Consider the following 14,225-nt stretch of genomic DNA (forward strand, 5'->3'; position numbering starts at 1 on the left):
GCTTGGGGAGGCGGCGAAGGGTGGAGCCTGAAAACGACGGCCGCCCGGACGCGGCACGGCAGGAGCCGGCACGGCAGGAGGCGGCACGGCCGGACGCGGCCGCGGGACGGGGGCCAGGGGCACGGTTGCTCGGGCGCCGGGCTGAGCGTGCTGTGCTCGACCGGTTGCTGACCGACGTCCGCCGGGGCGAGAGCCGTACGCTCGTCCTCCGCGGCGGGGCCGGCGTCGGCAAGACCGCACTGCTGGAGCACGCCGTCGCTGCCGCACCCGAGCTGCACGTCCTGCGCGCCGTCGGCGTCCAGTCCGAGATGGAGCTGGCCTTCGCCGCCCTCCACCAGCTGTGCCTGCCGATCCTCGATCGCGTGGACCGGATCCCGGAGCCGCAGGGCCGGGCGCTCGCGACCGTGTTCGGGATGGCGACGGGCCCTGCCCCGGACCGGTTCATGGTCGGGCTCGCAGTACTCAGCCTGATCTCCGACCTGGCCGAGGAACAACCCGTGCTGGCCGTCGTCGACGACGCCCAATGGCTGGACGCCGCGACCGCGCAGTCCCTGGGTTTCGTGGCCCGCCGGACCGGCGCCGAGGCGGTCGGCCTGCTGTTCGGCGCCCGGGAGGTCGGGGTCGAGCTGGAGGGTCTCCCCGAGCTCGCCGTCGACGGATTACCGGACGAGGACGCCCGGGCCCTGCTGGGTTCGGCGGTCGAGTTCGTGCTCGACCGGCCGGTCCGGGACCGGATCGTCGCCGAGACCGGTGGCAACCCGCTCGCGCTGCTCGAGCTGCCCCGCGGCCTGACCGCGACCGAGCTCGCCGCCGGGCTCGGCCTGCCCGGCGGGCAAGGCATCCCGGGACGCATCGAGCAGAGCTTCCTCCGGCAGGCCGACACCTTGCCCGAGCCGACGCGGCAGCTCCTCCTGGTGGCCGCGGCCGAGCCGGTGGGCGATCCCGTGGTCGTCCGCCGGGCAGCCGACCAGCTCGGGATCGGCGCGGCCTTCGAGGAGGTCGACGGTCTGCTCCGCCTGGGCGAGCGCGTGACCTTCCGGCATCCGCTGGTCCGGTCCGCCGTGTACGGGGCAGCGCCGGCCGAGGATCGTCGCGCGGTGCACCTGGCGCTGGCGCTCGCGACCGACACGGCGGCCGATCCCGATCGCCGTGCCTGGCACCTCGCGGCCGCGGCGACCGGCCCGAACGAGGAGGTCGCGGTCGAGCTGGAGCGGTGCGCCGACCGCGCCCAGGCGCGCGGCGGTTTCGCCGCGGCCGCCGCATTCCTGCAGCGAGCGGTCGCGCTGACCCGTGACCCGGTACGCCGGACCGATCGAGCGCTGACCGGTGCACACGCGTGCCTCCAGGCGGGCGCGTTCAGCACCGCCCTGGGCCTGCTGGCGACGGCCGAGGCGGGTCACCTGGACGAGCTCGGACGTGCCCGGGTCGACCTGCTACGCGCAGAGGCTGCCTTCGCCCAGCGCCGTGGTCGCGACGCACCGGGCCTCCTGCTCCGCGCCGCCCAGACCCTCGAGCCGCTCGACACCCGGCTGGCGAGGGACACCTACCTCGACGCCTGGAGCGCCGCACTCTTCGCGGGCCGGCTCGCGGGGCCGGTCGGGCTGCACGAGGTCTCGCGCGCGGCCACCACGGTCCGGCCGACCGAGGAGACCCGGAGTTCCGACGTACTCCTCGATGGGCTTGCGCTGTTGTTCACCGAGGGACGCGAGCGGGCGGTGCCGATGCTCAAGCGCGCGGCCGGCGAGTTCGGTGGTGCGGAGATCTCCGCCGAGGAGGTGCTCCGCTGGGGCTGGCTCGCCACTGCCGCGGCGGCCGCGGCGTGGGACTTCGAGGCGTGTCTGGCGACCGCCACCCGGCAGGTCGAGGTCGCCCGGAGTGCCGGTGCGCTGGCCGTGCTCGCGGTCGGCGTCAACGTTCTGGGCCAGGTCGTCGCCCTCACCGGCGACTTCGCCGAGGCGACCTCGTTGAGAGCCGAGGCTGATGCGGTGCGGGAGGCGACCGGCACCCACGTCGCGCCGTACGGCGCCCTGGTGCTGGCGGCGTACCGGGGACGGCCGGACGAGGCGTTCCCGCTGATCGACGACACGATCGCGCGGGCGACCGTCGAGGGCCAGGGTACGGCGGTGCAGTACGCCCGCTGGACCAAGGCCGTCGTACTGAACGCCCTCGGCCGGCACGACGACGCGTTGCTGTGGGCAACGACCGCCGCCGAGGACACGCCGGAGCTCTTCGTCTCCTCCTGGGCGCTCGGCGAGCTCGTCGAGGCGGCCGTCCGATGCCGTCGCCCGCGCGAGGCCGCCGACGCACTGACCGCTCTCCAGCGCAAGACTCGGGACAGCGACGAGCGCTGGGGTCTGGGCCTCGAGGCCCGCGCCCGGGCCCTGGTGCAGAACGACGACGCCGGCGCGGAGACGGCGTACGTCGAGGCGATCGAGGTGCTCGGTCAGACCCGGCTGCGCCCCGAGCTGGCCCGCGCCCACCTGGTGTACGGCGAATGGCTGCGCCGGCAGGGTCGTCGCGCCGACGCGCGGGCCGAACTGCGGGCCGCCCACGACCTGTTCGCGGCCATCGGCATGGAGGCGTTCGTCGAGCGGACCCGCCGGGAGCTGCAGGTGGCCGGTGAGACGGTCCGCCGGCGCGCGGTCACCGAGTCCGCCGGTGGACTGCTGACCCCGCAGGAGCGGCAGATCGCCTTCCTGGTCCGCGACGGCCTGTCCAACCCCGAGGTCGGCACCCGGCTGTTCCTCAGCCCGCGGACGGTCGAGTGGCATCTCCGCAAGATCTTCGACAAGCTCTCGATCAGCTCCCGCCGCCAACTCCGCGACGCGCTCCCCCACACGGAGTACGAAGCCGCCACCGGCTGATGCCTCAGGCAACTACCAATGTCAGGCGCGGTCGGCGGCCAGTTCGTGGGCGATGTGGTCGCCGATCAGGAGGCAGGCGGTGGCTGCCGGGGACGGGGCGTTCAGGACGTGCAGCGTGCGGCCGTCGCGCAGGAACAGGAAGTCGTCGACCAGCTTGCCTTCCCGGGTGACGGCCTGGGCGCGCACGCCCGCGCCGGAACGCCGTACGTCCGCGACCCTCAACTCGGGCAGCATCCGCTGAGCCTCACGGACCAGCGCCCGCCCGGTCAGCGACCGCCAGACCTCCTTGGCGCCGGTGCGGCCGTAGCGCCGGGCGAGACGCCACGAGCCCCGGTAGGCCAGGGATTCCCACAGGTCCCGCGCGACGACCTTCCGCCACGAGTATCCCTCCCGAGCCAGCGCGGGTACGGCGTTCGGCCCGACGTGGACCGTGTCGTCGATGCCACGGGTGAGGTGGACGCCGAGGAACGGCAGGTCGGGGTCGGGCACCGGGTAGACCAGGCCTTTCACCAGGAAGTCCCGCTCCGGCACGATCTCGCTGAACTCGCCGCGGAACGGCAGGATCCGGACTCCCGGCTCGAGCCCGGAGGCGCGTGCGAGCCGGTCGCTGTGCAGGCCGGCGCAGGCGGCGACGCGGTCGGCCTCGATCACCTCGTCCGTGGTCCGCACCCGGACGACCGAGCCGGCGTTCTCGATGGACGTGACCGTCACCCCGGTGCGGATCTCGCCCCCGGCTGCCCGGACGTCGTCGGCCAGCGCGGCCGCGACGAGTTTGAAGTCGACCCGCCCGGTCGAGTCCACCGCCAGGGCTCCCTTCACCCGCAGGTGCGGCTCGCGGTCCGCGACCTCGCCGAGGTTCAGCCGGCGGACCGGTACTCCGTTCTCCCGGCCGATGCCGAACAGGCGGTCGAGCTGCGGTAGCTCGGCCTCGGTCGTCGCGACGACCAGCTTGCCCGGTACGTCGACCGGGATGCCCTTCTCCTCGCAGTACTCCCTCAGCGCCGCTCCCCCGGCGACGGCCAGGCGCGCCTTCAGGGATCCGGGCTTGTAGTACAGGCCTGAGTGGATCACGCCGGAGTTGTGTCCGGTCTGGTGGGCCGCGACCGACGATTCCTTGTCCAGGACGACCACCGGCGTCGCAGGATCGAGGCGCTGCAGTGCTCTCGCCACCGCCAGACCGACGATGCCGCCGCCCACCACCACCGCTGATCCCATCAGCCTCTCCCTGTACCCGACGACTTCGTCCAAGAGAGCCCGGAGAGGTGACCAGAAATACAGTTACTGTCTGGGCATGACCGAACTCGTGGTGGATGCTCCGATCGCCGCCGTCACCGTCTACCCGGACCGCGCGCGGGTCACCCGGCGCGGCACGATCACCGTACCGGCCGGGGATCAGACGGTGTACGTCGAGCCGCTGCCGATCGAGCTGCAGGACGACTCGGTCCGGGTCGCCGGCCGTGGACCGGCCACCGTGCTGGGCGTCGACCTGGCGATGCGGCACCACCCGCAGGCACCCGACGAGACGGTCGCCGAGCTGGAGCGGCGCCGGCGCGAGGCCCAGGACGAGGTCGCGGAGCTGACCGATGCCGACGACGTCCAGGAGCAGCTGGACTCGTTCCTCTCGCAGCTGGCCCGGCGAGCGGGCGGCACGTTCGCCCGCACACTCGCCTCGGGCGACTCCGGTGCCGAGCTCGGCGGCTTCACCGAATCGCTGGCCGCTCGGCTGACCGCCGTACGGGCGAAGCGGCGCGAGCTGGCCACTCAGCGCCGGGAGGCCGAGGACCGCCTGGCTGCCATCGACCGCCGGCTGGCCGCGGTCTCGGAACGGCGCAAGCCGGACCGCCAGTCAGCGGCCGTCGCGTTGGCGCTGGAGTCCGAGGCCGAGGTGGAGATCGAGCTCTCGTACGTCGTGCCGGGCGCCGGCTGGACCAGCTCGTACGACGTCCGCCTCACCGGCGAGCAGCTCACGCTGAGCTGGTACGGCCTGGTCACCCAGCAGACCGGCGAGGACTGGCCGGAGTGCGACCTCACGCTGTCGACGGCCCGGCCCACGGTGACCGCCGAGGTCCCCGAGCTCGACCCTTGGTACCTCGACCGCTTCCGCCCGCCGGTGCCGATGCCCGCCGCCGCACCGGGCGGCGCCATGCGCGGTCTCCAATCCGCCACGGAGGGCGTCGTCACGGAGCAATCGGCGCTGGCCAAGTTCGCCGGCCTCGAGGCGACGGTCGAGCAGGGCATCACGGCCGCGACCTACACGCCGCCGCGGCCGGTCGCCGTCCCCGCGGACGGTGCCTCGCACCGGGCGACGATCGCCGCGATCGACCTCGACGCCGAGCTGGACTACGTCACCGCGCCGGTGCGGTCGACCGACGTCCACCTCCGGGCCACGGTGGTGAACTCCTCGACCCACACCCTGCCGGCCGGGAGGGCCGCGGTCTTCCACGAGGCGGACTTCGTCGGCTCGGCCGCGCTGCCGCTGTGGGCACCGGGCGAGGACGTCGAGCTCGCCCTCGGGCTGGACGACCGGATCCGGGTCGAGCGGAAGCTGGTCCGCCGGACGGCGACCAAGGCGACGCTCGGGTCGACGCGGCGGCGCGAGGTCGAGTACGAGACCACCGTCGAGAACCACACCCACCGCACGGCCCGGATCACGGTCCTCGATCAGTTGCCGGTGGCCCGCGACCACGAGATCACCGTCAAGCCGATCACCGCCGGCCCGGAGCCGGCCGAGACCACCGACCTCGGCGTCGTCACCTGGAAGCTCGACCTGGCCGCCGGCGAGGAGACCGTGATCAGGCTCGCCTTCCGGGTCGACACGGCCAAGAACCTGGAACTCACCGGCTGGCGGGAGTAGCGCGGTCCGCCATCGCTTCGAGCCTGGGGTTGAGCTCGGCGAGCTCGGCGGCGTACGGCGCAACGGTTTCTCGCTGGAGTGACGCCAGCCGCACGTCCAGGCGATCGAAGAGGCCGCTGCTCGTGCCGCACTCGGCAAAGGCGACCGCGAACGCGGACTCCTGCGCCGTCGGACGGTACGGGCGCGCCGGGACCGCCGGCCGTAGTTGGGCGCCGCCGGTCAGAGCGCGGACCGGCTTCGTCACAGGTGCGGTGTTCGCGCCGAGGCGGATGCCGAACTGCGTGACGTTCTTGCCGGCGTCGTACCGGACGCCCTTCGGCAACGGGTAGCCCTTCGTGCCGAGGCATGCGACCAGACCGTCGCTCTCCTGCTGCAGGACGGCCTTGACCCGCAGGCCGAGCTCGTGGCCGAGGCGGTTGCCGATCTCGGCGTACCGGTCCCGTACCTGGGCGACCTCGGCCGGATCACCGAGCTTCGCACGGGCGGCGTTGTCGCAGCGCTCGACGGCCGCGTAGTACTCCTGGCCGGTCCGCCGGATCTGCGCCGGCTGGGCCGGGATCGCCGTACCGAAGCCGTTCGTGCGGGCCTCGTCGACCGTCCGGGGTTTGACGGGCTTGTCGGCCAGCCAGCCGAACAGGTCGCGCGGGGCCGGTGGAGCTCCCGGTGGGTAGCCCGCCTGGGTGATGCACCGGTGGAACAGCGTCTGGCCGGCCTGTTCGACGCGCGTCAGCTTGTCCCGCAGGAACAGCTCGAACCCGGCCTCCGGCTGCTGCCGCGCGTCCGCCTGGGCCGTGCAGGCCGCGGCACCCAACAATCCGGCCACCGCCACACCGGCGGCGAGAATCCTGCTGAGCATGGGGTTTCTCCTTCGAGCGGGGGCGGGACGACCGCACGGGGTGGCCGTCCCGCCCTGGAGCCGTGGACGTCAGCAGCGCCAGTGCCGCGCGTTCTCGTCGTTCAGGTCGTAGGCGAAGTTCACCCAGCCGCTCGACCGGAGGAACAGCCACTTGTCGTTCACGACGTCACCCGACTCCTCGACCCAGACGCCGCACTCGGTGTCGCGGTTGTTCATCGAGCTGGCGTTGTGGAAGAACCGCACGCCGTTGTGGAAGTTGCCCGCCGACGAGTGCTCGGCGTTGTAGAAGAAGTGCCGCTGGCCGCCGACACCGTTGGCGTGCTCGGCGAAGCAGATCTCCCCGGAGTTGCAGGCCAGCTGGCCGTCGCCGCGGTCGGCGTTGGCAACTCCCGCGAGGCCGACGGTCAGTACGGCGGTCGCCCCCAGCATCCCGGCGATCCTGGTCGTCATGCGCATTCGTGTCTCCCCACTCTGTCCGGGACTCGGCCCGGGCCCGGCGCCTCCGCCGGAGCACCTCCAGTGCACCGAACGGGACTTACAGAGCGATTAAAGGCCGCTGTCCGTCGCCTTCCCGCGCGAGCGAGTCGGCGTTCTCGGCCGCGGTCCGCGCGCCGGTCGTGTCGCCGGTGGCAAGCAGGCTCACTCGCAGACTGCGCAAACTGCGCTCGTGCCACAGCCGGACGCCAAGCTCGCGCCAGATCCGGACCGCGTCCCTCAGGTAGCGCGCGGCCAGGTGGTGCCGGGCCCGGCGTTGCTGCACGATGCCGATGTCGTGCAGCGCCCTCGCCTCGCCGTGGCGGTCCCGGTAGGTCCGGAATCCGGCGAGGCTGTCCTCGAACAGCTTCCGCGCGTCCACACACCGGCCCAGGGCGAGGCAGAGCCGGCCGAGATCACCGAGCACGAAGGCCGCGTTGTGCGTGTCTCCCAGAGCTTCGAACGTCGTCCGCGACTCGATCAGCCGGGTCTCCGCGTCCAGGTAGCGCCCGTCGTACCGGTCGCAGACCCCGATCCAGCGCAGCGCCAGCGCGAGGTTGCGCCGGTCGGCGTGCGCACGGAATGCGGTCAGCGCCGGCGCGAGGTGCTCGCGGGCGTCCTCCTGCCGGCGCAGATCGAGGTACGCCGCCCCGATGGTCAACCGCGCCAGCGCCACCCCGTGGTCGTCCCCCAGTCGCTCGAACCGGGTCCGCGCATCGCCGAGCGCGGACAGCGCACAGTGCGGCCGGCCGAGCGCGCGGTACGTCATCCCGGTCTGCAGCCGGACCTCCGCCGCACCGGCCTCGTCGCACGTGGCCCGGAACGCCTTGCCTGCTTGCTCGAGCAGCTCGAGCGAACCACCGAAGTCGTCGTGGATCCGGGCCAGCTCGGCCAACTGGAGCGACATCCAGCCGATCGCGCGGTTGTTCCCGAGCCGGTGCGCGGCTCCGAGCGCCGCTTCGTGGGTACGCCGCCAGTCGTCGTACTGCGCGCGGGTGTCGAGGAATGGGGTCAGCGTCGACGCGAGCTCGCAGGCCGCGTCCGCGAGACCGGCCGCGGCGGCCTGGTCGACGATCGAGACCAGCACGGTCCGTTCGGACTCCAGCCAGGCCAGGGGATCCGGCGGCGCGACGCCGTGCGTTCGCGTCGGGGCCGGCCTGATCGGACCGAACTCCAGGCTGCGCAGCGCCGCGGTCGCACGGGACAGCGCGGAGTTGCTCGCGCGCTCGAGCACGCCGGCCCGGGACGTGTCCGACTCCTCGGTGAGGGCACGTTCCCTGGCATACAGGCGGACGAGGTCGTGCAGCCGGTACCTCGGTGGCCCGTCCGCGTGGACCTGTTCGAGCAACTGCGCATCGACGAGCTGGTCGAGGATGTGCTCGCTGTCGCGGGTCTCCTCGTCCAGGACGGAGGCAGCGAGCCAGGACGGAAACTGCGGCGCGTCGAGCAGGCCGAGGCGGCGGAACGCCTTGCGGGCCGCGGGTCTCAGGTCCTGGACGCTCGACGCGAGACTGGCCCGGACGGCGAGGTCGCCGAGCCGGAGCTCGTCCAGCCGGCGCCGCTCGTCGGCCAGCCGGGCTTCCAGTTGACGGAGCGCCCAGTCGGGCCGGATGGCGAGGCGGGCGGCCGCGATCCGGACCGCGAGCGGGAGCAGCCCACACAGCTCGACGATCCGCGCGGCCGTCCGCGGCTCGGCGGCGACCCGATCCCGGCCGGCGACCCGGGCCAGCAGCTCGAGCGCCTGCTCGTGGTCGAACCGCTCGAGGTCGATCAGCCGCGAACCCTCCAGACCGCCGAGCGGGGTGCGGCCGGTGATCAGGACCAGGCAGCCGCGAGCGGCAGGGATGAGCAGACGCACCTGCTCCGCGCTGCTCGCGTTGTCCAGCAGGACGAGCAGCCGCGAGTCCGCGACCAGACTCCGGAACAGCGTGGCCCGCTCCTCCGGCCGGTCCGGGATCGCTTCCGCGGCCGTGCCGAGCGCCCGGAGGAATCCGGCGAGTACGTCGCCCGCGTCGAGCGACACCGCTTCGGCACCGCGCAGATCGACGTACAACTGGCCGTCCGGATAGGCACCGCGGAGGCGATGCGCGGCGCAGATGGCGAGCGCGGTCTTGCCGATGCCGGCCGGTCCGGAGATCGCGAGCACCGGCGTGACGCCCGCGTCGGTGCCGGCCGACTCCTCGTCGGCCAGGTCCTGGATCCACGCCAGTTGCTTGTCGCGACCGGTGAAGTCGGCGATCGCGGCGGGCAGCTGGGCGGGGGCGGTCGTCCTGTTTGCGGGCTCGGGATCGGTGCGTTCCGGGGTCCGCTCGAGCGACGGATCCGCGGCCAGCACGGCCGCGTGCAGTTCGGCGAGCCGTGGACTCGGCTCGACCCCGAGCTCGTCGACCAGGGCGGCGCGGGTCCGGCGGTACACCTCCAGCGCCGACGACTGCTGCCCCGCCCGGTACAACGCGATCATCACCAGCTCCTGCAGCCGTTCCCGGAGCGGGTACTGCGCCGCGAGGTCGCGCAACTCCGCGATCATCGCGCTGCCCCGGCCGGCCGCCAGCTCGGCCGTCCCCAGATCCTCGAACGCGACCAGGCGCCGCTCGGTCAGCCGGTCCGCCTCGGCCCGCAGTACGGCGACGTCGTCGAGCCCCGCGTACGCCGGGCCGTCCCACAACGCCAGCGCCTCCCGGATCGTCGCGGCCGCCCGCTCGTCCTCCCCGGCCCGTGCCGAGGCGCCGGCCTCGTCGAGCATCGACTCGAAGGTCTCCGCGTCGAGCTCTCCCCGCTGGAGCCGGAGCCGGTACGTCGCCTGCTCACAGGCGATCCTGGTCGGATCGCCGAGCAACCGGCGCAGCCGGTGCACGTGGACATGCAACCGCTGGCGCGCGTTCGGCACCGGCTTGTCGCCCCAGAGCGCGTCGATCAACTCGTCGAACGGCACCGGCGCGTTCGGCCGAGCCAGCAGGCACCCCAGCAACACCCGCAACGTTGGAGCCGCCAACGACGGCCTCGTCCCGTCCACCTCTACGTGAATCGGCCCCAGCACAAAGAACCGCACAGGTTCTCCCCCCGACTCCCCCGACCACTCCCGGCATCGACGCGTCCTTGACCAGGATGTTAACCACTCAGGGGTTCACTGCGTATCGGCCAGCTCACACTCAGCAACCGGACATGTCCGGTTAGATCCTTCAAATGGCCGGCGGGAGTGGGGTTGTCAGTTGGCCGGGCGGTAGTAGAGGGCGACTGCGCCGTCGTCGAAGGGGGTGGCGCTGATCAGTTCCAGGGGCGTGTTCGTGTCGAGTTCGTCGTACCAGGCGGCGCCGGGTGAGTACGACGGGTAGACGAAGAAGCGGTACTCATCGACGAGCCCAAGTCGGACCAGCGTCCGGGCCAGGCGGGCACCACCGGACAAGTGGATGTCCTTGCCGGGCTGCGACTTGAGGTCCTCGACGAACGCCCGGAGGTCCTCGTCCTTCGACACCACCACGGGCTCGGCGTTGTGCCACTCCAGCGTCAGCCCCGGATCACCGGTGAACACGAACTTCTGGTAGGAATGCATCCTCTCGGCCATGCTCCGCTGCGACTCGCCGGCACCCTCCTCGTCACCGGCGGTCGGCCAGTACTCGAACATCTCCGCGGCCGTCACCCGCCCGACCAGGATGGTGTCGAAGGTGGCGTAGCCACGGTCGATCTCCTGGTAGTGGTCCTCGCTCAGGCCGGTGACGAACTGGTCCGGATCGTCCAGCCGTCCGTTGAGCGTGGTCATCATCGCCAGCACCACTTTGCGCACCTGGGCCTCCCGATCTCGTCCGGTGTCGGTCGGACGGTACGCCGGCCCGCGGCCTCAGGTCTTGTACAGAAGGGACAACTGCCCGGCCGTCCCGGTCCGCAGCGCGGTGGCGGTGTGTCCGATGAACCGCTCCAGCGAGCGCGCCAGATGCGGCTGGTCGTAGTACCCGAGATCGTGGCCGACGTCCGCGATCGGCGACCCGGCCCGGATCAGCGCCGCGGCGGCCCGGGCCCGCTCGATCTGCCGGACCGTGCCCGGCGTCATCCCGATCACCTGCGCGAAGTGGCGGCGTACGGTCCGCGCGGTCACGTCGGGCTGCCATCCCCGCAGTACGTCGGCCACCAGCGGATCGCGGACGACGACTCCGGCCCGCACCAGGCGTCGCACCAGGTCCTCGGCGTCGTCGTACTCCGGTAGCGGCAGGGTGTGCCCGAGGATCCGCACCGACCGCCGGGACACGTCCGCGAACTCGGCGCCGTCGTCCACGAGCCGCCCGATCGGCAGCGCCGCCAAGGTCGTCCCGAGCGTCAACCGGATCCCGACGAACTCCGTCTCCGTCGGCACCGGTGCGGTCGTCGCCGCGGTCTCCGGCCCCTGCACCGCGACCCGCCAGGCCCGTCCCTCCCGCCAGGCGACCAGCGTCCAGTGCGCGGTCGCGATCGACGTCATCCGGTCGACCCCGTCACTCCGTCCCCGCCACACCCGCTCGACGTACGCCGACCCCGAATCCCGCTCGTCGAATTCGATACCCACAGTCCAGACCCTCGCACACGCCGGGTCCGGCAGCGATCCGTCACGCCTCACCCGCGGTGGGTGAACCGCGCGCGGGACGACGGATCTAGCGTCGGACGGGCTGGATCGATCCCGACGACAGGAGGAGCGATGGTCCAGGAACCGGGAAGGACCCAGCAGGTCTCCGGCTGGGCGATCGGCGGGCTGACCTTCGCGGCGACCATGATGATCATGATCGGCCTGTTCCAGGTGATCACCGGCCTGGTGGCGATCATCGACGACCAGTTCTTCGTGGTTGCCCGGGGCTACACCTTCGACCTCGACACCACCGTCTGGGGCTGGATCCACCTCGTCCTCGGCGTGCTGCTGATCGTGGTCGGGTCCGGCCTGCTGCGGCGGACCACCTGGGCCGGTGTCACCGCGCTGTTCCTGACGGTGCTGAGCGCCGTGGACAACTTCTTCTTCATCCCGTACTACCCGTTCTGGTCGTTGCTCGTGATCGCGCTCGACGTCTGGGTGATCTGGGCGCTGACCCGGCCGGGTGCCATCCGGACCTGAGATGCCGGGCGCCCATGGTCCGCCTCGGTGACCTCGGCCGGATCGCAGCGGCCTGGGCCGGCGCGGTCCCGGCGCTCGCCCTCGCGGACGCGATCCTGCCCGGGCTGCGGTTCGGTTCGTTCGGTCAGCTGCTGGTGGCGGCCGCCGCCACACTGGTGGTCGGTGCGCTCGTTCGTCCGGTGCTCGTCGTCGCGAGTGCGGCGATCGGCTGGCCGGCGGTCCTGGTGCTCGCGGTCGCCGGGCAGGCCGTCGTACTGGCGCTGGCCCTGCTCGTCCTACCGGGCGTGGAGACCACCTCGTTCACCGCCGTACTCGCCGCCTCGTGGATCGCCGCCGCGGGCGGGACGATCCTCGCCTGGCTGGTCACCTCGGGGACGTCGGAGGCGTTCACGGCCGCGCTCGTCCGCCGGGCCCGGCGGCAGCGGACCAGGGTCGACGACCCGGACGTGCCCGGGGTGATCTTCGTCCAGCTGGACGGCGTGCCCTACCCGGTGATGCGGTGGGCGGTGATGGCGTCCACCCTGCCGACGCTGAGCCGGTGGGTACGGCGGGATGCTCACCGGCTGGTGGAGTGGACGCCCCGGCTCCCGGCGACCACCCCGGCGAGCCAGCTCGGCATCCTGCACGGCCGGATCGACGTCGTCCCGGCGTTCCGCTGGTACGACCGTGAGCTCGGCCGGGTGCTGGTGGCCAACCGGCGTCCCGACGCGGTGGTCATCGAGAAGCGTGCCTCGGACGGACGCGGACTGCTGGCCGGCGGCGGGGTGAGCGTGTCCAACCTCTTCAGCGGCGACGCGGCCCGCTCCCTGCTCACGATGAGCCGGTTCGAGTTGCGTCGCGGTTCGGCCGACACCCGGCGCCGGGTCGCGTGGTACCTGGTGCGTCCCGACGGGTTCGCGGCCAGCCTGTACGGCGCGACCGCCGAGATCGTCCGGGAGCGGTTCCAGGCGCGGCGCCAGCATCGCCTCGACATCCAGCCGCGCGTCCACCGCGGCTGGGTCTTCGCGGTGCTCCGGGCCGTCACGAACGTCGTACTGCGCGATCTCAACACCGCGCTGGTGGCGGAGGAGATTACCCGGGGCACCCATGTCGTGTACGTCGACTACGTGGACTACGACGAGGTGGCTCACCACGCGGGGGTGCTGCGGCCGGAGTCGGTCGCCACGCTCGGTCGGCTCGACCGCGCGCTCGCCTGCCTGGAGTCGGTCGCGGCGCACTCAGTCCGGCAATACCGGTTCGTCGTGCTGTCGGACCACGGTCAGTCGCAGGGAACGACGTTCGCGGACCGGTACGGCGTCGATCTGTCCGGCCTCTGTGCACAGCTGACCTCCGCCGACGTGGCCGCGGTCGAGGAGCCGGTCGAGAGCTGGGGCCGGCTGCAAGGCCTGCTGGACGACCTCGCCGAGGGTGACGGTGCCGGGGCGCGGGTCGCCCACGGTGCCGCCTCCCGCGTGCGCAAGCGGACGGACACCGCTGCGGAGACGGTGTCCGAGTTGGTCGTCCTCGGCTCGGGCAACCTCGGGCTGATCTGTGTCCCCGGTCCCCGGCGGCTGACCCTCGAGGAGATCGACGACCGCTGGCCGGCCCTGGTCCCGGGACTCGTGGACCACGACGGCATCGGGTTCGTGGGCGTCCTGAGTGCGGAACACGGTCCGCTGGCCGTCGGGGCGGCCGGCGTCCACCGGCTCACCGACGGCACGGTGACCGGCGACGATCCGCTCGCGCCGTACGGGACGCAGGCTCCGGCCGACGTACTGCGTGCCGTTTCGATGCGCGAGGCACCGGATCTCTATGTGAACAGCACGGTCGATCCGGACACCGGCGAGGTCGCCGCATTCGAAGGCCTGGTCGGATGCCATGGCGGACTGGGCGGCTGGCAGGACCGGGCGTTGCTGTTGGCACCGTCGGACCTTCCGTTGCCGGACGCACCGATCCGGGGTGCCGACCAACTGCATCGCGTGCTCGCCGGCTATCTCGAGCAGCTGGGGCTGCGCGCACCGACTACAACACCCGATTCAAGCGTGCGCACCGTGACGGATCGCACCGAGACCACCTAGTCTCGAATGGAGGACAGGCAGGCCGGGAGGGTTCTACAGGGCGCGCGCC

General features: G+C 72.5%; 10 protein-coding genes. 4 read left to right on the forward strand and 6 right to left on the reverse strand.

The window, feature by feature from the left end:
* The first annotated feature begins 20 nt into the window (after positions 1 to 20).
* Positions 21 to 2,864 carry a helix-turn-helix transcriptional regulator gene (locus ACQPYZ_RS20510; RefSeq protein ID WP_433158273.1) on the forward strand — a complete coding sequence of 948 codons (2,844 nt, stop codon included), beginning with the start codon at positions 21 to 23 and terminating at the stop codon, positions 2,862 to 2,864.
* A gap of 21 nt (positions 2,865 to 2,885) precedes the next feature.
* Here the strand turns inward: ACQPYZ_RS20510 and lhgO are convergent, their stop codons facing one another.
* Positions 2,886 to 4,079: an L-2-hydroxyglutarate oxidase gene (lhgO, locus tag ACQPYZ_RS20515; RefSeq protein WP_433158276.1), complete on the reverse strand. Its 1,194-nt coding sequence runs from the start codon at positions 4,077 to 4,079 to the stop codon at positions 2,886 to 2,888.
* Positions 4,080 to 4,155: 76 nt separating this feature from the next.
* On the opposite strand from lhgO, the gene ACQPYZ_RS20520 reads away from it, so the two are divergent.
* Complete coding sequence (locus tag ACQPYZ_RS20520) at positions 4,156 to 5,718, forward strand: mucoidy inhibitor MuiA family protein (protein ID WP_433158278.1); 1,563 nt, start codon at positions 4,156 to 4,158, stop codon at positions 5,716 to 5,718.
* On the opposite strand, the gene ACQPYZ_RS20525 is transcribed toward ACQPYZ_RS20520, so the two are convergent.
* The 5 genes from ACQPYZ_RS20525 to ACQPYZ_RS20545 all read right to left on the reverse strand — a co-directional run bounded on the left by ACQPYZ_RS20525 (position 5,699) and on the right by ACQPYZ_RS20545 (position 11,582).
* Positions 5,699 to 6,574 carry a hypothetical protein gene (locus ACQPYZ_RS20525; RefSeq protein WP_433158281.1) on the reverse strand — a complete coding sequence of 292 codons (876 nt, stop codon included), beginning with the start codon at positions 6,572 to 6,574 and terminating at the stop codon, positions 5,699 to 5,701. The two genes, ACQPYZ_RS20520 and ACQPYZ_RS20525, sit on opposite strands and share 20 nt — an antisense overlap.
* A gap of 69 nt (positions 6,575 to 6,643) precedes the next feature.
* Complete coding sequence (locus ACQPYZ_RS20530; protein WP_433158283.1) at positions 6,644 to 7,024, reverse strand: hypothetical protein; 381 nt, start codon at positions 7,022 to 7,024, stop codon at positions 6,644 to 6,646.
* Positions 7,025 to 7,109: 85 nt separating this feature from the next.
* A complete protein-coding gene (locus ACQPYZ_RS20535) occupies positions 7,110 to 10,040 on the reverse strand; it encodes a BTAD domain-containing putative transcriptional regulator (RefSeq protein WP_433158285.1) in 2,931 nt (976 codons plus the stop codon).
* Positions 10,041 to 10,253: 213 nt separating this feature from the next.
* A complete protein-coding gene (locus ACQPYZ_RS20540; RefSeq protein WP_433158287.1) occupies positions 10,254 to 10,829 on the reverse strand; it encodes a dihydrofolate reductase family protein in 576 nt (191 codons plus the stop codon).
* A gap of 54 nt (positions 10,830 to 10,883) precedes the next feature.
* Entirely contained in the window at positions 10,884 to 11,582 is a 699-nt protein-coding gene (locus ACQPYZ_RS20545) for a helix-turn-helix domain-containing protein (protein WP_433158289.1), read from the reverse strand.
* 129 nt (positions 11,583 to 11,711) lie between these two features.
* Here ACQPYZ_RS20545 and ACQPYZ_RS20550 point away from each other — a divergent pair, with 129 nt between their 5' ends.
* Both ACQPYZ_RS20550 and ACQPYZ_RS20555 read left to right on the forward strand, forming a co-directional pair.
* Complete coding sequence (locus tag ACQPYZ_RS20550; protein WP_433158292.1) at positions 11,712 to 12,119, forward strand: DUF7144 family membrane protein; 408 nt, start codon at positions 11,712 to 11,714, stop codon at positions 12,117 to 12,119.
* 14 nt (positions 12,120 to 12,133) lie between these two features.
* Positions 12,134 to 14,176: an alkaline phosphatase family protein gene (locus ACQPYZ_RS20555; protein WP_433158295.1), complete on the forward strand. Its 2,043-nt coding sequence runs from the start codon at positions 12,134 to 12,136 to the stop codon at positions 14,174 to 14,176.
* Positions 14,177 to 14,225: the final 49 nt, after the last annotated feature.

It is taken from the genome of Kribbella sp. CA-247076 (genome assembly GCF_050942445.1).
Lineage (GTDB): Bacteria > Actinomycetota > Actinomycetes > Propionibacteriales > Kribbellaceae > Kribbella.